This window comes from Enterobacter sp. DSM 30060 (genome assembly GCF_013375955.1).
In the GTDB taxonomy this organism is placed as follows: domain Bacteria; phylum Pseudomonadota; class Gammaproteobacteria; order Enterobacterales; family Enterobacteriaceae; genus Enterobacter; species Enterobacter intestinihominis.
The window spans coordinates 3,990,365-4,015,458 of record NZ_CP056118.1 but is presented as its reverse complement, the minus strand read 5'-3'; the positions used below and the strand labels follow the sequence as shown (position 1 = coordinate 4,015,458).

Annotated in this window: 6 protein-coding genes and 1 pseudogene; 3 read left to right on the top strand and 4 right to left on the bottom strand. The window is 58.6% G+C overall.

Annotated elements, in window-relative coordinates:
- Positions 1-106 precede the first annotated feature (106 nt).
- The gene (locus HWQ15_RS19190; RefSeq protein ID WP_045622789.1) at positions 107-406 is read left to right on the top strand and encodes a hypothetical protein; all 300 of its coding nucleotides are present in this window, start codon (positions 107-109) and stop codon (positions 404-406) included.
- Positions 407-429: 23 nt separating this feature from the next.
- Entirely contained in the window at positions 430-708 is a 279-nt protein-coding gene (locus HWQ15_RS19185) for a biofilm development regulator YmgB/AriR family protein (protein WP_075208094.1), read from the top strand.
- 85 nt (positions 709-793) lie between these two features.
- On the opposite strand, the gene HWQ15_RS19180 is transcribed toward HWQ15_RS19185, so the two are convergent.
- Positions 794-2,251, bottom strand: a complete 1,458-nt coding sequence (locus tag HWQ15_RS19180) for an EAL domain-containing protein (RefSeq protein ID WP_063148860.1) — start codon at positions 2,249-2,251, stop codon at positions 794-796.
- A gap of 286 nt (positions 2,252-2,537) precedes the next feature.
- Here HWQ15_RS19180 and HWQ15_RS19175 point away from each other — a divergent pair, with 286 nt between their 5' ends.
- On the top strand, positions 2,538-3,422 hold the full coding sequence (locus HWQ15_RS19175; protein ID WP_046621606.1) for a hypothetical protein: 885 nt from the start codon (positions 2,538-2,540) through the stop codon (positions 3,420-3,422).
- Positions 3,423-3,455: 33 nt separating this feature from the next.
- On the opposite strand, the gene HWQ15_RS19170 is transcribed toward HWQ15_RS19175, so the two are convergent.
- The 3 genes and pseudogenes from HWQ15_RS19170 to HWQ15_RS19160 form a co-directional block, all read right to left on the bottom strand.
- Positions 3,456-4,631 (bottom strand): HlyD family type I secretion periplasmic adaptor subunit, encoded by a 1,176-nt coding sequence (locus HWQ15_RS19170; protein WP_063148859.1) that lies wholly within the window; start codon positions 4,629-4,631, stop codon positions 3,456-3,458.
- Positions 4,628-6,793, bottom strand: coding sequence for a type I secretion system permease/ATPase (locus HWQ15_RS19165; protein ID WP_022648065.1), 2,166 nt, complete (start codon positions 6,791-6,793; stop codon positions 4,628-4,630). The genes HWQ15_RS19170 and HWQ15_RS19165 overlap by 4 nt, the downstream gene beginning before the upstream one ends.
- A gap of 176 nt (positions 6,794-6,969) precedes the next feature.
- Positions 6,970-24,975, bottom strand: a pseudogene (locus HWQ15_RS19160) (Ig-like domain-containing protein).
- Positions 24,976-25,094: the final 119 nt, after the last annotated feature.

The window sequence follows — 25,094 nt, the reverse complement described above, 5'->3', positions numbered from 1 at the left end:
CACTGTTTTTAACTTACTAAGTTAGTCATGCTGAGTGAGAATAGAGCATCTGGATGCGATGACTAACCCCATGCTACAGCCGCGTGTAGCAGAGTGAGATTAAGCTATGCATAGAACTAAATTTGAACGACTTAAGGATGACCTTATCGGTGAGGCCGTATTATCCATACTGAAAGAGAACGGACCTATTACCTTTGCGTCTCTTGCTAATCGCCTGCAGGCGATGGCTAACGTTGAATCAAATGATGAGCGTAAAAATGCATTGATTGCCGCTGAAGATGAAGTGCGCCAGCGTGTAACCGGCGTATCGCACGACCGGGGAAGAGTGATGGGCGATTATGATATTGGCCGCATGCGCTCTCTCTTTACTCACAACACGCTTCTGAGCCCAAATAAGAAACACTAATTTTAACCGAGACGGTGACCACCATGAGTAAAGCGACTATGCACCAGACGTATAATTTTGAAGCCCTGCACGATAAAGGACTGGCGGAACACTTTCTTAATGCTGGAAAGCATCTCAGTGGTGAAGTTGAAGTGTTAGGCTCGGCAATACGCTGTATTATGCTGACCGGTGACAACCTTTCGAATAAAGAGATCATCCTGCAACTGATTCACGCCCTTGAAATTACCGAGGAGCCTGAAGCCTGCGATGTCATTCGCAACACACTTGAAATTGTTGTCGGCTTTACGCGTGATGATATCTGAGAATACACTATTGCGACGGTGATTGAGTGTTTTTTACTGGTGGTCGAATACTGTAGTCTGTCGTACCACCAGCATAGTGAAGCCGTTAACTAAATAGCCGTACCATTCGATCCAACTCTTCTTCTTTAACCGCGTGGGAAAGATAATAACCCTGGAATCGCTTAACCCCTAACGCGACAAGTTTTTCAAATTTTTCTTCGCTATCGACGCCTTCCGCAACGCATTCGGTCCCCGTCATGTCGCTGTAAACCTGTATCGCTTTAATAATGCTATAGTCTTTGTCGTTAGCCACAAAGTGCTCAACAATATCGCGATCAAGCTTTAGTCCATCAACATTAATCAGTCTGATGGGCAGCATAGCATGATATTTTGAAAAACAGTCATCCAGAAAAAGCCGACATCCCTCGGCGCGTAAACGCTGGAGTGTTTCGGGAATATTTTTATCCTTTGTTACGTCAATCGTTTCAGCTAGTTCAAAGACCAGTTTCCCGGCCCACTGCGGTTTGAGTAACATTTCGACGGCCTTTTTGGCCATCCCCGGCAGCGCGTTTCCCGAAGCAAGTTGAGGAGGAATGTTAACTGAAAAATAATATTTTCCATTGTATTTATTGATACCTGATACGGCCGCATGGATGACTAACGCCGTTAGCTTGAGCCATATTTCACTATTTTTTATCCCTCCCAGAAAATAGGCTGGCTTCAGGATCTCACCTTTTTTATGCCAGCGCAGCAGGATTTCAAATCCAACTCCTTTTTTATCACTATCAGTGATAATTTGATAAGCCGCAAAGATTTCCCGTTTATGTAACGCTTGTAATATATCTATTTCCGTTTCCGAAAACACTTTTGTTTTATTTTTTACTGCACAAACCTCATCTCTGAAAACGCGAGAGTCGCTAAACCATACTCTGATAATATATAATTTACCCAAACCCACCTTGCGATGGGTATAAATAGTTTTATCTGACAGCCCTAACCTCTTACTCTGCTCTTTTATGGAAATACCCCGATAGAAATTCAGTAGCACGGTTAACTCGCGATGTGTTAACCCATGCAAATTTTCTTTACCCTCCTTGTCCGGTACGTTACGCAACAAGCGTGAAGGGCCAGCACGCTCATCTGTCTCATTTTTTACAAAGCCCATTATTTCTGTAATATTCTCTACCCTGATCCTGGAAAGCTTTTTTGTATTATTAACGAGACTTCTCAACGTTGCATTAAGCCATCGCTCAGGTAGTGCACCATACAGGGTGACCCTGCAAATCACCGGCAGTGCATTCAGAACGGATACCAAGCGCTTCAGGCTTTCAAGAAAAGTAGCAACGTCACGACCAAGGAAAACCGAAACCTCGGGCGATTGATTTTCCATCATTTTTTCAACGTCAACGGAACATATTTCATCCTCTTCAAAATGGAGTCGCGTGGCGTGTACGCCTCGAGATTTCAGAAGCAGGCTATACCCTTCAAAGGTGAAACCGCAGGCTGAAATAACAAACCGTTGCTTGTAGCAAGTACCTTGCACAGAAGGTAAATTTTGAGACATAACCTGCTCCTGAGAATACAAACATCATTCCCATATGTAATTAAAGCCAATACTCCTTGTCGCATTGAATAATTTTACCGCACCCCATTTGGTTAATAAACCGTTATCAATGTTATGCACATGAACATCTTTGCGTTAATCAACCGACTCATCCATATGCAGCATAAATATCATTTTCTTTTCATATAACAACAGTAACCAGGACTTTCTCAAGGTATAATGAAAATTCCGAAAAAGAAGTCCGGACACTTCTTCTCATCGGCTCAGACAAAAAAGAGAAAATGCTATGGATAATCACATCTCATCCAGAGCTTTGCTACATCGACGGGATGTCATTAAAAACAACCCGCGATTTAGTGAAGCTATAAAAGAACACTACAGAATCAATGACGCCATTTATAAAAAACAACCCCTGTTCTACAAAACGATGCTTCAGGAATCACGGTTCAATATAATACTCTCAATATGTTGTTTTGTTTTTGGCAATCAGGCTGAGTCGGTCTCGGAGATTAAGGCACTGTGCTCACGCTATAATATCGCCAGCCCTAACAGCGTTATTGCGATCATCACCATACTTAAAACCACCGGGCGAATTAAGACCTGGCGCTGTACCGAAGATCGGCGAAAAACAAAAATCGCGCCTACGGAAAAAGGACTGGATGAGCTTAAACGCTATATGTCCGGGGCGTTCACGCCTGTTAGCATTCTTTATCCGACATTCAACATTAATGTTAATCTTCTGGACAATGACACACTCAGGCACAACTTTTTCCGGCGCGCCGCAGAATACCTTTTCCGCGGATTAACATTCAGTAAAGTACTTCCGGAGGTGGGTTTATTTATTGATAAGGATGGTGGTCGGATGATTATGCTCTATCTCTATTTGCAGGCCATTAAAAACAAAACAGCATACGGTGCCATTATAGCGTATTCAGCCAGCACACTTGCAAAAGAATTTTTCGTCTCGCGTATTCACGTCAACCGCATTATCAAATCGGCACAGGAGGCAGGTTATCTTAAAGATCGCGGCGATGGCCGGATGTCCATTTACCCGGCATTTATCGAACTTGTCGAAAATTATGCCGGTTTATATTTTGCCTATGTCACACATTACATCAATGTGGTACCAAAAGAACGACGCCATGCTGTCAACATGACGTCTACACTCTGATCTGACGGGCGTTCGGCTTGCTGAGCGCCTTTTTTATCGCTCGCGCAGCGCCTCTTTTGCCTTATTTAACGGTTTCAGCAGATAATCAATGACGGATTTACTGCCGGTTTTGATATCAACCGTAGCTATCATGCCCGGAAACACCGGGAATTCCTTGCCCTGCCGGTTAGTCAGATGGTTACTGTCTGTACGGATATAAACGCGATAATAATAAACATCCCGTTTCACCTCGTCCTGAAGGGTATCCGGTGAAATCATCGTCACCTCCCCCTCCAGCCCGCCGTAAATGGAGTAGTCATAAGCGGTGATTTTCACCAGCGCTTTTTGCCCGGGATGGATAAACGCGACATCGCGCGGCGAGATTTTCGCTTCTATCACCATCTGGTCATCAAGCGGTACCAGGCTCATCAGTTTGCCGTTCGGCGGGATCACCCCGCCAACCGTCGTCACGTCAATGTCTTTCACGATGCCACGCACCGGCGCATTAAACGTTAAGCGGGTGAGTGAGTCTTCGCGCCCTTTCATCACCGAACGCTGCGCTTCGATTTCCGCGTTCGCTTTCGCCAGTTCTTCGCGGGCGCGAACGTAGTACTGGTTTTTCATCTCGGTGATTTTGCTCTCCAGTTCATTTTTTTGGCGTTCAAGGCGTAAAACTTCGACCTTACTGGCCGCCCCCTGCGTTACCAGCGGGCGCGTTAATGCCAGTTCACGCTGCACGAGATCCGCTCCCTGGCGTAAACCCGCCAGCCCTTTTTCAAGGCTTTCGCGACGAGACTGGTAAAGCGCCGTTTCCTGTTTAACCAGCTCAACGTTGTCATCCAGCTCTGCCGGGAATGTCAGCCCGGTGTCGTTCACTTCAGCATTCAGACGCGCGGCTGTCGCCATCGCAGCATTTAATCGAGACTCGCTCTCAAGCACGCTTGACTCGGTTTTCGTCCGGTCCAGTTGGGCAAGCTGTTGACCACGCTCGACGATATCGCCTTCGCGCACCATCAGACTGTGGATAATCCCCCCTTCCAGGGACTGGATCACCTGCTCGTGGGAGGACGGGATCACCTTGCCACTGCCCGTAGTGACCTCATCCAGCTGGAACAGGCTGGCCCAGGTAATAAACACCACCAGCAGGGCAAACAGCGACCATGCCACCAGCGACGATCGCGGCAGGCGGGGCTCCTTCAGTCGGCTATTAAAGCGGGAGAAATCATTCATGCCACGCCCTCCGTTTTCAGTTTAACCGTGCGCTGCGGCGCCTGCTGCGGGGCCATTCCGTGCTGGCGTAAAATGGCATCACGAGGGCCATCCATCACCACTTTGCCGTTTTCCAGCACGATGATGCGGTCAACCAGGTCCAGAATCGGCAGACGATGCGTCGCCACCACCAGCGTCCGGCGCTTACCGAGCCACTGGTGCAGATGCTGGATAAACTGCTTCTCGCTGACCTCATCCAGCCAGGCAGTGGGTTCATCCAGCAGCAGAATATTCGGCGAGGTGATCAGCGCGCGGGCCAGCAGCAGCGCCTGACGTTGCCCGCCGGAAAGCCCCATTCCGCCCTCGTTGATGATGGTGTTCAGCCCCATTTTCTGCTTGCGCACAAACTCCAGCGCGCCGCTGTTGACCAGCGCCTGATGAATTTCCTCGTCTGTCGCCAGCGGATTACCCATCAGGATGTTGTCGCGTACGGAGCCGAAGAACAGCCTCGCCTGCTGGCTGAGCAGCTGCATATCGCGGCGTACGTCAGCCGGGTCAAGATGATTAAGAGCAATATCGTCCAGCAAAATGCTGCCCTGCTGTGGCTCCTGCATTCCCGCCAGCAGGTGCAGTAAGGTGCTTTTCCCCGAACCATTCCGCCCGAGCACCGCCACGCGCTCCCCGGCGCGAATGCGCAGTTTGCTGACGTTCAGCACGGTGAGCTTCTCTTCTTCGTCGTAATAAAACCCGACGTCGTCCAGCTGATAATCACCGCGCAGGTGGGCTTTATGCACTTTTTTGCCGTGCTGGGGATCGTCAATCGGACGCTGCATCAGGTCATCCAGTCCCTTGCGGGCCACCTTTGCTGACTGCCAGCGGGAGAGCACGCCGGAAATCTGCGACAGCGGCGCAATGGTGCGGGACGCCAGAATCGAGGTGCCCACCAGCGCACCGGTGGTCATGTCGCCGCTGATGACCAGGTAACAGCCCACCAGCAGCACCACGGCGTAGACGATAGATTGCACCTCCTGGGTCCAGGTCAGCAGCAGCCCCGTCAGCCAGCGCTGTTTCATGCCGACGCTGGCGGCAACGTCATTGGTGTTATTCCACTGGTTCTGGAACCGCTGCTCGGCGCGCATCAGCTTGATGTCCTCAAGCCCCTGCACCGCTTCCACCAGCGTGGCGTTACGAATCGCCGATTCACGCATCCCTTCGCTGGAGAGTTTTCCCAGCGGGCGCTGCACCAGCAGGCCGGGAATGAGCAGCAGCGGCACGGCCAACAGCACCACCAGCACCAGCGGGCCGCCAATCATCCACAGAATGAAGACGAACAGCAGGAAGAACGGCAGATCGGAGATGGCTGCAATGGTGGTGGAGGTGATCAGCTCCCGCACCGACTCCAGCTCGCGGATCTGGGCGATAAACGACCCGGTCGATTTCGACCGTGCGCCGTTTTTAATCCGCAGGGCGTGGGCAAACACGCGCTCGGAAATACGCAGGTCGGCGCGTTTCCCTACCACATCCGAAATATGCACCCGCAGCATGCGCATGATGAATTCAAACACGATAGCGATCATCACGCCCCCAAACAGCACCCACAGCGTGGCCTCCGACTGGGACGGCACCACCCTGTCATACACCTGCATGGAAAAGACCATGCCGGAGAGCGCCAGCACGTTGGCGACCAGCGCCACCAGCATAATGTCGCTGTAGCGACGCCAGTCTTTCAGCGCCAACTGCCAGAACCAGTTTTTCTCATAGGGTTTGATGTAATCATCCACGCGCGCATCCGGCGTGGACTCCAGGGGACGCAGCACCATCAGCCCTTTTAACCGCGAACCGAGTTCGTCACGCGTCAGCGTCGTCTCCAGGCCGCCGTCGCCGCTGAACTGCACGCTGATGTTCCCTTCATTGTCCATACGGTTGATGACCGCGATTTGCCCGCCGGTGAACTCCGCCAGCAGCGGTAAGCGCCACGGGTCGAGCGATACGGCTTCCGCCGCTACCCAACGCATCCCCAGCCCAAGCTGGCGCGCCATCTCCTCCAGCACCAGCTGGCGCGAAGACTGGCTTTCATGGTTAATCGTGACCCGAACATGCTCCGCCGAAAAATCCAGCCGATAGTGCTTAGCGATGATGAGCATGCCCTGCAACCAGGGTTCGTACTGTGGATGTGTCTTCATAATGCTACGTCCTGTTCAGGGCGATGATTTCGCACTGAAATGATACCTTTGCGAGATGATTAGAAATCGAACGTTACCTAAACGAGCCCGCAAAATAATCTTGTGAAATAGAGGGTTATGGCTATTAATGTAAAGAAACGCAAAAAGCCGCGAGGATCGCTCCCCGCGGCGTTGTTTTACGCAATTAACAGTTGATGATTTGCCAGCAGCGTCGCCAGATCCGTCTGCACGCCGTTCAGCGTCACCAGGGTGGTTGGCGAGAACTGGCCGCCCGTCCCGTCGAGGTCAACCTGGATCTCGGTGTTGCTGCCGTTCTGCACCACGCGGATGTAGTCAGCAATGTTGCCCGCGCTACTGTCCAGCGTCGCCACGCCGTTCACGTAGCTCGCCGAGCCGGTGCCGGTATAGCCGCTGTCGGAAAGCAGGTCGCGCAGATCGATGCGGTCCGTGTCTGCCGTCCCTTCCCAGGTACCGACGGTAAAGCCGTTCACCACATCGCTACCGTTGCCGCCCGTCGCGTCAGACGCGTTGATCAGCTTATAGAGCAGCGTGTCCTGACCGCCGCTGCCGATGTTGAAGGTGTCGTTACCGCCGCGGCCTTCGAACTGGTTATCACCGCTGTTGCCGGTGATCACGTCGTCATGGTCGGAGCCGTTAATCCCTTCAATATTCAACAACCGTGTGGTACCGAACCCGGTGTCCTGCGCCGTAGAGAGGCGCAAATCAACAGTTATCCCAGAGGTGGCATTGCGGTAATCCACCACGTCCATGCCGCCGGTATTGCTCCAGGTGTCGTAGTCGGAATGGGTATTCCAGCCGCCGGAGCCGTTATAGGTATAGATCCCATCCTCTGCGATAAAGGTGTCGTTATACCCGGTTCCGGTAATGGTTCCGCTGTGGCCGCCGGTGGCCGCTTCGGCGGTGAGAACATAACCCTCTTTGCCGTTGCTCGCGTCCAGGCCGGTCCAGGTGACGTTATCCGACACGCCGTTGGTGATCTTCACGATCTCCGCCGAGTAGGTTTCGTTCGGATCCAGCCCGTAGAAACTTACCAGCGCAGAGGTATCATTCGAGCCAATGCCGGACTGGGCGTTGATGATCTGCGAGGCCACCAGCACGCCCGCAGCGTTATACAGATTGACCGTGTTGCCATAGTAGGCGTTGATGCCCTCGCTATCGACAATGTGCAGATGCATCGCGGTACCGTCAGCAATGGTTTTGCTGTTTTGCACCAGCACCACCTTGCCATTCTGCTGAGACACCAGCAGATCCTGCGCACCATCCCAGTTGTAGTCCACCGCGGCGACGCCGGTGACGTTAGCAAGCCCTGACGCAAGCTGGCTTGAAGTCCAGGTTGAGCCGTAGCCGTTGTTGGTGAACAAGGTTGCCGTCTGCGAGCCGCCGTAGGTGCTGAGCTTGATGATGTCCATCTGCCCATCGCCGTTCCAGTCCACCGCCACCGACAAATAGCCCGCCGTGGCGTTAGAGGCTTCCACCGCGCTCCTGGTGGTGGATAGCTGCCCGGTACCGTCGTTGTAGTAAATCACCCCGCCGTTGTTGTTGTAGCTGCTGCCCAGGTACAGGTCCATGTAGCCATCGCCGTTAAAGTCCGCCCACGTCATGGACGCCGCCGTGGTGGTATTCGAGGCGTTGGCCACAAACACGTTGGTCAGGTTCTGGCCAATGGAGAGCGTACCGTTCCCGTTGTTGTTTATCACGGTGAGCGAGTACGCCCCGCTGCGGTTGGTGTGCTGCACGATGTCCACGGTGCCGTCGTTGTTCAGGTCGACGCCGGAGATTTCACGTCCGGAATCGAACTGGCCGTAGAATCCACCTTCCCCGCCGGTGCCGTCCGGCGACAGAACGCCGTTGGTATTAACCAGGTAGGTCAGGGAGTCCATACCGGCATCTCCGTAGGCCAGATCCAGATAGCCATCCCCGGTTTTATCGTAGGCAATTACGCCGCCGTACCAGATAGTGGTCCCCATTGCCAGCTGGCTGGCGGTGTAACTGCTGCCATCGTAGGTCCACATCACCTGCGTAGAACCCGCGTAGGTGTTCTCAGTTGCGAAAATATCCTGGGTGCCGTTACGGTCAAAGTCGGCGGCGGTCTGACTCACCACGTAATAGCCACGGGTGTTGCTCAGCGTATTGCCGGCATAGGTCGAGCTATCGCTGCTGGAGTAAGACTGGCCGTTAGCAATGATATTCCACAGCCCGCTGCTATTGGTGCCCACCGTCATGGTCGAGTTGTTCGAGTTACCCGTCGTGGTCGCCCAGTCGGTATTCACCGAGGTGGTATCGATCACCAGGCTGCCGGTTGCCGTACCAGTGGTGTTACCGTTGCCCGCGCTACTCTTCACCTGCGCGGTTACGTCGTAGTTCGCCACGCTCAGGGCATCGCTGTCCGGGATCTGCAGATACCAGGTATTGTGATCCGGGTCGACTACCACCGCGCCGCTGGTCTGGGAGGTGTAGGTTTTCCCGTTCACCGTCACCACCAGATATTCACCGTTTACCAGGTCTGCGGAGACCGTACCGCTGACAATCGGCGTGGTATCCGAGGTGGTCTGGGCAGTAATCGCCGCCGTGGTGGTCGGGATGCTGGTATCGACGTTCAGCACAAAGCCATCCGATTCCGTGTAGTTACCGGCTTTGTCGGTGACGCGCAGAATGTAAGTGTGATTCCCGTCGAGCAGGCCGTTGTCCTGATAGGACCAGCTTGCGCTGCCGTTCATCGTGACCTGACCCAGCAAGATCCCGTCCCGGTAAAGCTGCACGATTTCGCCATCTTCCGGAGCGCGGTTAAGCGTACCGTTGATCAGCGGCGAGGTATCGTCTGTCGCGACTGATGCGCCGTACGTGCCCGTACGTTCACCTTCCCCGTCGGTATAGCTGACCACCGTTCCCACCGTTTCAGGCGGCGTGGTATCAACCGTTACCACCTGCGAAGAGGTTGAGCCGACGTTGCCCGCCTGGTCGATGATCCGCACCTGCCAGGTGTAATCCCCGTCCGCCAGATCGCGGGTATCCGTATAGCTCCAGCGCTGGTTAGTGACGGCAGTGTCAATCCAGGTATTGCCGCCGTCGAGGCTGATCTGTACGCGCTCGTCGCTGGCCAGCGCGCTGCCCAACGAGCCGTTGATCGTCAGCGAGGTGTCCATGGTGATGAAATCACTCCCGGACTACCCGGTATCTTCGCTGATGCTGTCAATGGTGATGCCGTACTGCGGCGCCTGGGTATCCACCGTCACGTCCTGCGAGGTGGTGGCCCCGACGTTGCCCGCCTGATCGACAACCCGCACCTGATAGCGGTAGTCGCCGTCGGCCAGGGTGCGCGCGTCGTTATAACTCCACCGGGTGCCGCTTACCGTGGCGTAAACCCAGGTAGTGCCGCCATCCATGCTCACCTGCACATACTCACCCGCCCCGAGTTCGGCCCCGAGCGTCCCGTTGAGCGTGTACGAGGTCGAACTGGTCAGGAAGTCGTTATTGTCGAAGCCTGTATCGACGGTGATGTTATCCACGGTCACCGTAATCGCCGCATCCGGCGCGACCGTATCGACCGTCACCTGCTGATGAGCGCTGGCACCCACGTTGCCCGCCGCATCCACTACGCGAACGTAGTAGTCATAGGTCTGGTTACCCAGCGTGCGGCCGTCCACGTAGTACCAACTGTTGCCGGTGACGATCACGTTCTGCCAGCTGACTCCGCCGTCGATGCTAATCTGGGCATATTCGCCGTCGGCCAGCGTTGCGCCGAGCGAGCCGTGCAGCGTCAGGGAGGTATCATTGGTGATAAAGTCGCTGCTGCTCAGGCCGGTATCGTCGCTGATGCTGTCGATAGCGATCGTTTTGCTGGCGTCCGGCGCGACGGTATCAATGGTCACCACCTGGCTGGTGGTGGCGCTGATATTCCCCGCGTCGTCAATCACCCGCAGCTGGTAGTTGTAGTCTCCGTCGGCCAGCGTGCGGCCATCAACGTAGGTCCAGCTCAGACCGCTGACGCTCACGTCAGTCCAGGTCGCGCCACCGTCCAGGCTGATCTGCGCGTGGTCGCCGCTGCCCAGGGCCGCGCCGAGCGTCCCTTTCAGGCTAATCTGGTTGTCGCTGGTAATGAAGTCGCTGTCGGACAGGCCGGTATCCTGCGAGACGGAATCCACGGTAATGCTCGTCGCCGCAGGCTTAGTCAGATCGATTACCACGTCCTGGCTGTCCGTTGCCCCGACGTTGCCCGCGTTATCAATGACGCGCACCTGGTACGGGTACGTACCGTCCGTCAGGGTGCGGCCATCGGTGTAACGCCAGGTGGTGCCGGTCACGGTCAGGTCAATCCAGGTGACGCCGCCGTCGAGGCTGATCTGCGCCTTCTCGTTATTACCGAGCTGCGCGGTCAGGGAACCGTTCACCACCACCTGCTTATCGTTGGTGATGAAGTCACTCGCGCTCAGGCCGGTATCGTTTTGCAGGGAATCAATGCTGATCCCCATTGACGGTGCGGTGAGATCCACGGTGACGCTGTGGTTATCGCTGGCGCTGTTGCCGATGGCGTTGCTCACCTGCGCATTGATCACGTACGAACCGCCGTCCGCCAGCGCGGTCACGTCTGCGCTGCCGACCGTATAGCTCCAGGTGCCGTCATTTTGAACGGTAGCCGTGTAGGTTTTACCGTTAAGCGTAATGGTCACCGTCTGGCCCGCAGGCGCGTCGGTGGTGCCGCTGACAATTAGCGGCGTGCCGTGCTCGGCGGCGTTGACAATATCGTCCTGGGCAAAGGTGTTAATGACGATGGTCGGCACGTCGCCGTTCAGCGTCACGTCGTGTGTTGCGCTGCCCGGGTTACCCGCCTTATCGCTCACCGTAGCCGTAATGGTGTAATCCCCATCGCTCAGGCCGAGGAAGTCGCGGCCCGGCACGAAGACCGACCACGAACCGTCTGCTCCAACGGTCGCCTGATAGCTGTGCCCGTTGAAGGAGACGGTCACCGTCTGGCCCTGCTCCGCGGTGGTGGTCCCGCTAATAGTCTGCCCCGCCAGCTGCTCCGCGTTGTTGACGATATCGTCATCGGCCACGGTGCTGATGGTGACGGCTGGTGCGACGGTATCGACCGTTAAGGTATGGGTCGTCTGGCCGCTGTTACCGGCTTTATCGTTGACCACGGCGGTCACCGTCAGCGCACCCTGGCTCAGTGCGACCAGGTCTGCCGCCGGAACGTCCAGCGTCCAGGTGCCATCGCTGCCGACAAGCGCAGTGTAGGTTTTTCCGCCCAGCGTGACGGTCACCGTCTGGCCTGCTTCCGCGCTGGAAGAGCCGTGTACGGTGAGCGGCTGCTGAGCTTCCGCCGCATTCAGCACGTCGTCGCCCGACAACGTGTTCACGCTAATCACCGGCGCGGTGGTGTCCACGCTGATGGTATGCGTCGCCGAGGCGCTGTTCCCGGCGCTGTCCTGCGCCGAAGCAGAAACCTGGTAGCTCGCGCCGTCGGCCAGAGCGCCCACGTCGGCGGCTGGAACGGTGGTCTGCCAGGCGCCGTCGCTCTGAATGGTGGCCGTATAGCTCTTACCATTCAGGGTGATAGTGACCTGCGTACCGCTGGCGAACTGCGCACTGGAACCGTTGATAACCAGCGACGCGCCCGCTTCTGCCGCATTGATCACGTCATCACCACTGAGGGTGTTGACGGTCAGCGCGACCGATGCGGTATTTACCACCACGTCATGGGTCTGGGTGCTGCTGTTGCCTGCGCTGTCGGTGATAGTCGCGCTGAGGGTTACGGTGCCGTCGGTCAGTGCGGAAATCACGCTGGCCGGAACGCCCACGCTCCAGTAACCGCTGGCGTCAACGGTGGTGGTGTACTGATTCGAACCGATGGTGATAATCAGCTTATCGCCGACGCTGGCGCCGGTTGCGGTGCCGCTGACGATCTGCGCCTGCCCGTGCTCCACGCTGTTGATGACGTCATCACCCGCCACGACGTTAAAGCTGACGGTCGGCGGCGTGGTATCAAGCGTAATCGCTTTACCCGCGCTGCCCGGGTTACCCGCGGCGTCACTCACGCTCACCTGCACGGTGTAGCCGTTATCCGCCAGGGCGGACAGGTCTGTGCCCGGCACGTTAATGCTCCAGACGCCGCCCTGCTGAACCTGCGCGGTGTAGCTGTTCCCGCCGAAGGTTACGGTTACCGTCTGACCGACTTCCGCCGTGGTGGTGCCGGAAATGGCCACGCCCGCAGCCGCTTCGCTGCCGTTGATCACGTTGTCGCCTGCGACCGTGTCAATCATTACGGTTGGCGCGGTGGCATCTACACTGTATTCGCGGCCCGCCGAAGCGCTGTTGCCGTGCGCGTTGGTGATGCTCACCTGCACGCTGGCGTCGCCGTCTTTCAGACCCGCCAGATCCGAGGAAGGCACGCTCGCCATCCAGTTGCCGTCGGCATCGACTTTGGCGGTGTAAGACTTGCCGCCAAAGGTGATGGTCACGGTCTGGTTCTCTTCCACATTGGATGTGCTGCCGGAAAGCACCAGATCCGCGCCTTTCTCCGCCGCATTAATCACGTCGTCGGTGGCGATGGCATCGATGCTGATTGCCACGGCTGCCAGATCGACGGTGACGTCGTGGCTGATGGAGACCGGATTGCCCGCCGCGCTCTGGCCCGCTACGGTGACGGTCATCGTGCCTGCGGCCAGAGCGCCCACGTCTGCCGCCGGGATCGCCGCGGTCCAGGAGCCGTCTGCCAGTACCGACGCGGCATAGGTCTTGCCATTCAGGGTCACGGTGAGCGTAGTGCCCGCCGCCAGCCCATCGCTTGAGCCAGTGACGATAAGATTCTGACCATGCTCAATGCTGTTGATCACGTCATCGCCCGCCACGGTATCCACGCGCAGCCCCGGCAGGCTGGCGTCGATAGTGATATCGCGCTCGCCCGTTCCCGAATTGCCATGGTCATTAGTGACGGTCGCTGACACCGTTAAATCGCCGTTGCCCAGCGCCGTCAGAACCGACTCAGGCACGTTCACGGACCAGGTCAGATCGCTCTGCACCGTCGCGGTGTAGCTGTTGCCGCCGATGGTCACCGTCACGGTGTTGCCCGCCTCAGCGTTCGTTACCCTGCCGCTGAGGGTCTGCCCCGCAGCCACTTCCGCCGCGTTAATCACGTTGTCGCCCGCCACTGTGTTGATGGTGACGGTTGGCAGCGCGGTGTCGACAAGCAGGTTCGCGGTATTGCATACGCTGTTGCCCACGCCGTTGGTGGCGGTCGCGCTCAGGGTGTAGTTGGCTTCGCCCAGGCTCGCCAGATCCGCCGCCGGAACGGTCAGGCTCCAGGTGCCGTCTGCCGCAGTTGTCGCCGTGTAGTTTTTACCATTAAGAATTACGGTCACCACGGTGCCTTCCGCCAGGTTGGCGCTGGTGCCGCTGACGCTCAGGTCCTGCCCTTTTTCTACCGCGTTCAGGACGTTGTCATCGCTGATGGCGTTAAAGCTGACCGACGGCAGACCGGTATCGACGGTCACATTATGCGTGCCGCTGCCGGTGTTGCCCGCCGCGTCGGTGACAGACGCAGTGACGGTCACGGTGCCGTCGCTGAGGACTGAAATGACGCTGGCCGGAACGCCCACGCTCCAGTTACCCGCCGCGTCCAGCACGGTGGTATAAGTCTGGCCGCCGATCGTGACGGTGACCTTATCGCCCGCCGCCGCGCCGGTGGCGGAGCCGCTGATAATCTGTGCCTGATTGTGTTCAGCCGCGTTAATCACATCGTCACCTGCAACGGTGTGGATGGTCACCCCAGGAACGGTCACATCCACCGTCAGAGTGTGATCAACCGATGCCGGGTTACCCGCCTTGTCGCTGACTGAGGCAGTGACCGTCACGCTGCCGTCGGTTAATCCTGCCAGATCCGCCGCCGGAACGTTCAGCGTCCAGCTGCCGTCCGCGCTCACGGTTGTGGTGTAATCTTTGCCGTTCAGCGACACGGTCAGCGTCTGGCCCGCTTCGGCGGTGCTGGTGCCGGAGATTGCCAGGTCTGACTGCGCTTCCGTGGCGTTGAGGATATCGTCTGTGGCAATCGTGTTGATGGTCACGGACGGCGCGGTAGCATCCACGCTGTACTCGTGGCCCGCAGACGCGCTGTTGCCGTTCACGTTGGTGACGCTCACCTGCACGCTGGCGTCGCCATCCTTCAGGCCAGCCAGATCCGCTGACGGCACGGTGTAAGTCCAGTTGCCGCTGTCGTCCACGGTGGTGGTGTAGATCCTGCCATTCAGACTGATGGTCACGGTCTGCCCGGCTTCCACGTTGGTGGTCGCACCGGACAGCACCAGATCCGCGCCCTTCTCCGCCGCGTTAATCACGTCGTCGGTGGCAAGCGCATTGATGCTGATGGCAACGGTAGCCAGATCCACGGTCACATCGTGGCTGATGGTGATTGGGTTACCCGCCGCGCTGTCGCCGGTAACGCTGATTTTCACGGTGCCTTCCGGCCACGCGCTCACGTCGGTGGACGGGATCGCCGCACGCCAGGTGCCGTCCGCCAGTACCGTCGCCGCATAGTCTTTACCGTTGACGGTAACCGTCAGCGCCGTGCCCGGCGCCAGCCCGTCGCTGGAGCCTGAAACAATCAGGTTCTGCGCGTGCTCAATGGTGTTGATCACGTCATCACCTGCCACGGTATTCACGCGCAGGCCCGGCAGGTTAGCGTCGATAGCGATCTCGCGCTCGCCGGTCCCGGTGTTGCCGTGGCCGTTGGTGACGGTTGCCGTCACGCTCAGGCTGCCGTTGCCGAGTGCGGTCAGCACGTCAGACGGCACATTCACGGACCAGGACAGATTGTTCTGCACCGTTGCGGTGTAGCTGTGGCCGCCGATAGTCACGGTCACGGTGTTGCCCGCTTCGGCATTCGCCACGGTGCCGCTCAGGGTCTGACCTGCCGCCACTTCCGCCGCGTTGATGACGTTGTCGCCCGCCACGGTGTTGATGGTGACGGTTGGCAGCGCGGTGTCCACCAGCAGATTCGCGGTGTTGCTCACGCTGTTGCCCACGCCGTTGGTGGCGGTCGCGTTCAGGGTGTAACTGGCCTGACCGAGACCGGCCAGATCCGCCGCCGGAACCGTCAGGCTCCAGGTGCCGTCTGCCGCAGTTGTCGCCGTGTAGTTTTTACCGTTCAGAATTACGGTCACCACGGTGCCTTCCGTCAGGTTGGCGCTGGTGCCGCTGACGCTCAGGTCCTGCCCTTTTTCAACGGCGTTCAGGACGTTGTCATCACTGATGGCGTTGAAGCTGACCGACGGCAGACCGGTATCGACGGTCACATTATGCGTGCCGCTGCCGGTGTTGCCCGCCGCGTCGGTGACAGACGCAGTGACGGTCACCGTACCGTCGCTGAGGCCTGAAATCACATTTGCCGGAACGCCCACGCTCCAGTTACCCGCCGCGTCCAGCACGGTGGTGTAAGTCTGGCCGCCGATCGTGACGGTGACCTTATCGCCCGCCGCCGCGCCGGTGGCGGAGCCGCTGATAATCTGTGCCTGCTTGTGTTCAGCCACGTTAATCACGTCGTCGCCTGCCACGGTGTGGATGGTCACAGTCGGAACGGTCACATCCACCGTCAGAGTGTGATCAACCGATGCCGGGTTACCCGCCTTGTCGCTGACTGAGGCAGTTACCGTCACGCTGCCGTCGGTTAATCCTGCCAGATCCGCCGCCGGAACGTTCAGCGTCCAGCTGCCGTTCGCGCTGACGGTTGTGGTGTAATCTTTGCCGTTCAGCGATACGGTCAGCGTCTGGCCTGCTTCGGCGGTGCTGGTGCCGGAAATTGCCAGGTCTGACTGCGCTTCTGAGGCGTTGAGGATATCATCTGTGGCAATCGTGTTGATGGTCACGGACGGCGCGGTAGCATCCACGCTGTACTCGCGACCCGCCGAGGCGCTGTTGCCGTTCACGTTGGTGACGCTTACCTGCACGCTGGCATCACCCTCTTTCAGACCGGTCAGATCCGAAGATGGCACAGTGGCGGTCCATTTACCCTCAGCGTCCACCGTGGCGGTGTAGTTCTTGCCGCCGAAGGCGATGGTGACGGTTTGATTTTCCTCCACGTTCGCAGTGGTGCCGGAGAGCACCAGATCCGCGCCCTTCTCGGCGGCGTTGATCACGTCATCGGAAGCGATGGCGTCAATGCTGATGGCGACGTTTGCCAGATCCACCATCACATCATGGTTGATAGTCACCGGATTGCCCGCGCTGCTCTGGCCTTCAACGGTCAAGGTGACCGTGCCTGCGGCAAGGGCACTCACGTCCGCAGAAGGGATCGCCGCACTCCAGGTGCCGTCTGCCAGCACGGTAGCCGCATAGGTTTTACCGTTTACGGTGACGGTCAGCGCCGTACCCGCCGTCAGGCCGTCGCTTGAACCCGTGATAATCAGATTCTGCCCGTGTTCGATGCTGTTAATCACGTCATCGCCCGCCACGGTGTCCACGCGCAGGCCCGGCAGATTCGCGTCTATCACGATTTCGCGCTCGCCCGTTCCGCTATTGCCCACGCCGTTGGTGACGCTGGCTGACACGGTTAAATCGCCGTTGCCCAGTGCGGTCAGCACCGACTCCGGCACGCTCACGGACCAGGTGAGATCGCTCTGCACCGTTGCGGTGTAGCTGTTGCCGCCAATGGTCACGGTCACGGTGTTGCCTGCTTCGGCATTCACCACCTTACCGCTGATGGTCTGGCCGGTTGCCAGCTCCGCCGCGTTAATGACGTCGTCACCTGCCACGGTGTTGATAATCACGCCCGGCAGAACGGATTCCACGTTCACGGTGTGCGAGGTGCTGGTGCTGTTGCCGACGCTGTCCGTCGCGGAGGCCGACACGGTGTAAAGCGCTTCACCCAGTTGCCCCACCTCGCTCGCCGGAACGGTTGTAGTCCATTGGCCATTGGTAGCTACCGTGGCGCTGTACGCTTTGCCGTTGAGCATCACGGTCACCACCGCGCCTGTCGCCAGGCCGGAAGCCGTACCGGAGATCGTCAGATCCTGGGTTTTCTCGGTGTTGTTGATCACATCGTCACCGGACACGGTGTCAATGGTCAGCACCGGCGCGGTGAGGTTGACTTCAACCTCGTGCGTTGTGCTGTTGCTGTTTCCGGCTTTATCGGTCAGCGCCGCGGTGATGGTGTGATCCCCTGCGGTCAGAGCACTCACGTCCGCCGCAGGCACGCCCACGTTCCACTTGCCGGAAGCGTCCAGGGTCGCCGTGTAATCTTTGTTATTGATGGTGACGGTCACCACGTCACCCGCCGCCGCACCGGTCACGGAACCGGTGACAATCAGCGCCTGCGCATGCTCGGCGCTGTTGATCACGTCGTCGTCGGAAACGGTGTTAATGGTCAGCTGTGGCACCGTGGTATCCACCAGCACATCGCGGTCCGCCAAGGCCGGGTTACCCGCCTTATCCGCGACGGCTGCCGTGATGGTGTAACTGCCGTCGGTAATCGCGCCGACATCCGCAGACGGTACGGTGACGCTCCAGCTGCCGTTCGCCTGTACGGTGGTGGTGTAGTCCACGCCGTTCAGCGTCACGGTGACGGTCTGGCCCGCTTCGGCGTTGGAGACACCGTTAACGACCAGATCCTGCTGCGCTTCGGCCGCGTTGATGATGTTGTTGTCGCTGACGATCTCGATGGACACCGTCGGCGCGGTGGCGTCCACGCTGTACTCGCGGCCCGCCGAGGCGCTGTTGCCGTTCACGTTGGTGACGCTGACCTGCACGCTGGCGTCGCCGTCTTTCAGTCCGCCCAAATCGGCAGACGGTACGGTCGCCGTCCAGTGGCCGCTGGCATCCACCGTCGCGCTATAGGTCTTACCGCCGAAAATGATAGTAACGGTCTGGTTTTCTTCCACGTTGGTGGTCGAGCCGGACAGCACCAGATCCGCACCCTTCTCGGCTGCGTTAATCACGTCGTCGGTAGCGATGGCGCCGATGCTGATGGCGACCGGCGCCAGATCCACCTTCACGTCATGGCTGATGGAAACCGGATTACCCGCCGCGCTCTGGCCGTCAACGGTCACGGTGACTGTACCTGCGCTCAGCGCGCCGACGTCAGCCGCCGGAATGGCTGCACTCCATGTCCCGTCCGCCAGCACGGTTGCCGCGTAGGTTTTGCCGTTGACGGTGACCGTCAGCGCCGATCCGCTCGCCAGCCCGTCGCTGGAGCCGGTGATAATCAGGTTTTGAGTATGCTCGATGCTGTTGATCACATCGTCGCCTGCCACGGTATCCACGCGCAGGCCCGGCAGGCTGGCATCAATCGTGATGTCGCGCTCGCCGGTGCCGGTGTTGCCGTGGCCGTTGGTCACGCTCGCTGTTACGGTGAGATCGCCGTTACCGATAGCGGTTAAGACGTCAGATGCCACGTTAACCGACCAGCTCAGATCGTCCTGAACCGTCGCGGTATAGGTGTTGCCCCCGATACCGATCGTGACAGTGTCACCGCTCGCCGCGCCGCTCACTTTCCCGCTCAGGGTTTGTCCGGAAGCCACTTCCGCTGCGTTAATCACGTCGTCGGTGGCAACTGCATTAATGGTGACCTGCGGCAGCGCGCTGTCGACCAGCACGCTATGGCTGGTGTTCGCGCTATTACCCGCGGTATCGGTCACGCTGGCCGTCACGCTGTAGCTCGCTTCGCCCAGTGCCGAGACGTTTGCCGCCGGAACGGTGACGCTCCAGTTACCGCTGGCATCGGTGGTGGCGGCGTAACTGATACCGTTCAGGGTTACGGTGATGCGGGTCCCGTCCGGCTGGTTGCTGGTGCCGGAGACCAGCAGATCCTGACCTCTCTCGGTCGCGTTGATCACGTCGTCAACCGCCAGGGTAGTGATGGCAATCACCGGCGCGGTCAGGGAGACGTCAAACGCGTGCGTCGTGCTGGTGCTGTTGCCCGCTTTATCGGTGAGCGTGGCGGAGATCGTTTGATCGCCGTTAGCCAGCGCGCCCACGTCCGCCGCCGGAACGCCCACGCTCCAGTTACCGGCACCGTCCAGCATGGCGGTGTAGTCTTTGCCGTTCAGGGTCAGGGTAATCACATCGCCCGCCTGCGCGCCCGTCACCTTGCCGGTGACAATCAGCGCCTGGCCGTGCTCGGCAATATTAACAATGTCGTCGCCCGCCACAATGTTGAAGGTAATCTGCGGCACGGTAGTGTCGACCAGCACGGACGCCCCCGCGCTGGCCGGGTTGCCCGCTTTATCGGACACGGTAGCCGTGACCGCCGCGCTACCGTCTGCGATCCCCGCCAGATCCGCCGCCGGTACATCCAGCGTCCAGCTGCCGTTTGCCTGCACCAGGGCGGTGTACTGATTGCCGTTGAAGGTCACGGTGACCGTCTGGCCTGCTTCAGCAGTAGACGTCCCGCTCAGGGTCAGGTCCTGCGCCGCCTCTGCCGCATTTAGCATGTTGTCGCCGCTGATGGTGTTGATGGTGACCGCTGGCGCGGCGGTATCGACGCTGAATGCCTGCGAGGAAGAGGCCGCGTTGCCGTTCACGTTGGTTACGCTGACCTGTACGCTGGCGTCGCCGTCCTTCAGGCCGCTCAGATCGGCAGCCGGTACGGTGCAGGTCCAGTCGCCGTTGGCATCGACCATCGTGGTCCAGGTTTTACCCGCAAAGATAATGGTAACGGTCTGGCCCGCTTCAACGTTCGAGGAGGAGCCGGACAGCACAAGATCCTGGCCTTTTTCTGCCGCGTTCAGCACGTTGTCGTCCGTCACGCTGTTGATGCTTATCGCCACCGGGGCGAGATCGACATCCACCACGGTACCGATGTTCACCGGGTTGCCGGAGGTATCCTGCGCGCTGGCGCTGATGGTGAGCGCTCCATCCGCCCACCGGGAGACGTCCGCGGCCGGAACCGCAGCCTGCCAGGTGCCGTCCGCCAGTACCGAGGCGGAATAACTCTTGCCGTTGATGCTCACGGTGACGGTGCTACCCGCCGCCAGGTCGGTGCTGGTGCCGGAGATAACCAGGTTCTGCGCGTGTTCAATAACGTTAATGACGTCGTCACCGGCGACGGTATCAATGCGCAGGCCGGGCAACTGGGCGTCAATGGTGACATCCAGGGAAGACGATCCGGTATTACCGTGCGCGTTCGTCACGCTGGCCGATACGGTCAGGTCGCCGTTGCCGAGCGCGGTTAACTGACTCTGGGTTAACGGCAGGCTCCAGGTGAGATCGTCCTGTACGGTAGCCGTGTATGTCTGCCCGCCGATGATAATGGTGACGGTATCGCCCGATGCCGCGTTCGATACTTTCCCGGTCAGGGTTTGCCCTGCGGCCACTTCCGCCGCGTTAACGATATTGTCGCCCGCGACGTTGTTGAGGGTAACAACCGGCAGCGAGCTGTCCACCAGCACATCGTGCGTGGCAGAGGCGCTGTTGCCCACATTATCGGTGACGCTCGCCGTCACGGTGTAATTGGCTTCACCCAGCGCGCTCACCGCAGAGGCGGGTACGGTAACGCTCCAGTTGCCACTGGCGTCGGTGGTGGCTGCATAGTTGATACCGTTCAGATTAACGGTGATGGTGGTTCCTTCCGGCTGGTTGCTGGTACCGGAAAGCAGCAGATCTTCGCCCTTCTCTGCCGCATTGATCACGTCATCCGCTGCCAGCGTATTAATACCGATTACAGGCGTGACTGTATTGACCACCACATCCACTGAACTGCTGCCGGTGTTGCCGGACCGATCGGTCACGGAGACGTTAATGGTCCAGGTGCCGTCCGTCAGCCCCTGAACGACGGACGCAGGCAGGCCGAGGCTCCAGTTGCCCGCCGCATCCACCACGGTGGTGTAGTCCACGTTATTGATGGTGATGATGACCAAATCACCCGCCGCCGCGCCGGTGACGGAGCCGCTCAGGATCTGCGCCTGTGAATGGGCCAGCTGGTTAACGGTGTTGGTGTCGGTGACGAAATCGTTGATGGTCACCTGCGGCACGGTGGCATCCACCAGCCCAACGCGGTCCGCGCTGCTGCTGTTGCCCGCCACGTCACTGACGGTGGCCGTGACGGTGACATTGCCATCGGTCAGCGCGCCAACGTCGGCGGCAGGCACGTTCAACTGCCAGCGACCGTCCGCCTGGACCGTGGTCTGGTAAGATTTACCGTTCAGCGTCACGGTGACCGTCTGGCCCGCTTCAGCGGTTGTGCTGCCGCTGAGCACCAGATCCTGCTGCGCTTCTGCCGCATTAATGATGTTGTCGTCGGTCAAGTTATCAAGCGTAATGGCTGGCGGCTGTGTATCGACAATCACCACGCGTGAGGCGTCCGCGCTGTTGCCGTTGACGTTAGTCACGCTGACGCTCACCTGCGCCCGCCCGTCGATCAGCGTTTCCATCGCGCTCGCCGGAACGGTCAGGCGCCAGGAGCCGTCCTGCTGCACCTGTGCGGTAAAGGTTTGATCCGCGAATTTCACCACCACGGTTTGCCCGGCCTCTACGCCCTGCGTCTGACCGGAAAGCGTGACATCCGCGCCTTTTTCCGCCGCGTTGAGCATATCGTCAGTGGTTACGGTATCGATGGTGACGGCCACCGCGTTCAGGTCAAGCTCGATCGGGTGTTCAGCCGCCACGGTGTTGCCCCAGGCATCTTCCGCACTGACGCTGACGGTCATTCCTCCCGCCGTCCATGCCTGCAGGTCCGCCGACGGCACGCCAATCTGCCAGCTGCCGCTGGCGTTAACCGTGGTGACGTATTCAACATTATTGATGGTGACGGTGATCTGTGTGCCTTCGGCCAGATGAGTGCTGGAGCCGGTCACGGCCAGATCCTGCTGCTGTTCAATGGCGTTAATCACGTCATCGCCAGAGATCGTGTTCACGCGCAGGCCCGGCAGTTCGGCGTTGATGTTGATATCACGTTCGCCGGTGCCGGTGTTGCCGTGCGCATTGGTGACAGAGGCGCTGAAGGTTAACTCGCCGTCGCCAAACGCCTGAAGGTCGGCCGATGGGATGGTCACGCTCCATTTCAGGTCGCTGCCAACCGTCGCGGTGTAGCTCTTGCCGCCCACGGTGACAGAGACGGTATCGCCCGCCGCCGCGCCGGTGACGCGTCCGCTGAGGGTTTGGTCAACCGCCGCTTCGGCGTTATTGACCAGGTTATCCCCGGAAAAGGTGTTGAGGATCACCTGCGGCAGCGCGGTATCGACCAGCAGATTCGCCTCGGCGGAGCCGCTGTTACCCACGCTGTCGGTGCCGCTGACGCTCACGGTGTAAAGGGTATTCGCCAGATCCAGCACGTCGGAAACCGGCACCTGAACGGACCAGCTACCGTTCTCAACGGTGGCCTGATAGTTAACGTTGTTCAATGTCACGGTGACAGCGCTGCCGTTCGGCAGATTACTGGTCCCGCTCAGGCTCAGAGGCTGCATGGCCTCCAGCGCATTCAGGACGTTATCCTGGCTGATGGGGTCAAGGGTAAATTCCGGCGGGTTGCCGCTGAGCGTAATGCCGTGCGTCGCGCTGCCGGTGTTGCCCGCCGCATCGGTCACGGAGACCGAAATGCTGTGGCTACCTTCACCCAGCGCGCCAATGACAGAGGCTGGCACGCCGACGCTCCAGCTGCCGTCCGCCTGGACGACACCGGTAAAGGTCTTGCCGCCAACGGTCACGGTGACAACGTCGCCCGCCGCCGCGCCGTTCGCCTGGCCGGAAATAATCTGAGCCTGCCCCTGCTCGCTGGTGTTCAGAATGTCGTCGCCCGCGACAGTGTTGATAGTGACCACTGGCGCTGCGGTATCGACCGTGAAATCGGCGGTGGTGGAGGCCCCGTTACCCGCTTTGTCGCTGACGTTTGCCGTCAGGGTGTGCTCGCCGTTAGCCATCGCCTGTACTTCACTGGCCGAAAGCGTAACGGACCAGGTGCGGTCGCTGCCCACGGTCGCCGTGTGATTTTTGCCGTTCAGCGTGACCGTCACAATCTGGCCCGCTTCCGCATCGGTTTTTCCGGTCAGCGTCAGCGGCTGATTATGTTCAGCCGCGTTGATGATGTTGTCCTGGGCGATCGTGTCGACAGAAATCGCTGGCGCAGCGGTATCGACGCCAATCGTCTGGCTGCCGGTCACGGTGTTGCCCGCCGCGTCTTTGCCGCTGACGTTGACCGTCCAGGTACCATCGCCCAGCGCCTGCGCGTCAGCAGCAGGCACCTTCACGCTCCATGCGCCGTTTGCCCCCACTTCTGCGGAATAGGTTTTACCGTTCAGCGTGACGGTAAGCGCCGTTCCCTGCGCCAGGTTTTTGCTGGTGCCGGACAGCGTAAAGCCAGCGGCCTGCTCGCTGGCGTTGATCACGTTATCGCCCGCCGTGGTGGCGAGCGTCACGCTGGTATCCGCTGTAGAAACGGTTACGGTAATACTGCCCGCAGAGGTCGTTTTACTGCCGTCGATCTGGACGACGGACCAGGTATGTTCCCCGTCCGCCTGGGTCGGAAGTGTTACCGTCCAGGTGCCGTCCTTTGCGACCATGGTGCTGGCGATGGTGCTGCCGCTGCTGTCTTTAACCTGAATGGTCGCGCCCGGCTGCCCGGTACCGCTGAAGGTTGGGGTGTTATCATCCGTGACCTCTTTTGCACTCAGCACCCCCTGCTTGTCACCCGCGTTATCCGTCAGCAAAAATGTTGGCGTGGCGCTTTCGACTTCTTTCGTATTATCAATAACTTTTGTTTTGGTTTCGCCGTCACCGCCGTGAGCCAGCAGTGCGCCAATCGCACCGCCTCCCAACGCCGCTCCGGCAATCCAGCCCCACGGCGCATCGCTTAAGACGCTTCCCTGCTCCAGAAAAGGTTCAATGCTGCTAATGGGTGCAGCCTGGGCGGTTAATTCGGTGGCGGCAACGCCTGATGCTTCCCCGGCATCGGCAAATGAAATATGCGTCAACTCCTGGTTATCGTTAAATACCAGTTCGGAATGATTATGGGTTTCCGTGTCTTCGACAAAATAATTATTGCAGCGGATCACGCTGCCATCTTTCATATAAATGAGGAGGTCATTCCCCTGGCGGACATAACGCACCACGTCCTGAGCAGAACCCTGAATTTCAATCACGCTCGGCGATGAAATAGAGACCGAGAGATTCCCTTCACCGGTTAATTTCGTTTTTTCTGCCGTTTTTCGAATGATAACATCAACAACTTTTGCGTTACTCATATTCTTCTCCTTGCAGGTGCGCGTATTCCTGTGGTTATGTCCACCAGAGGGATGTAACTATCCCTGGGAAAAACCACCCATTATTGTCTGACTTATTTCGCGCAGAAAGGCGCGCCTTT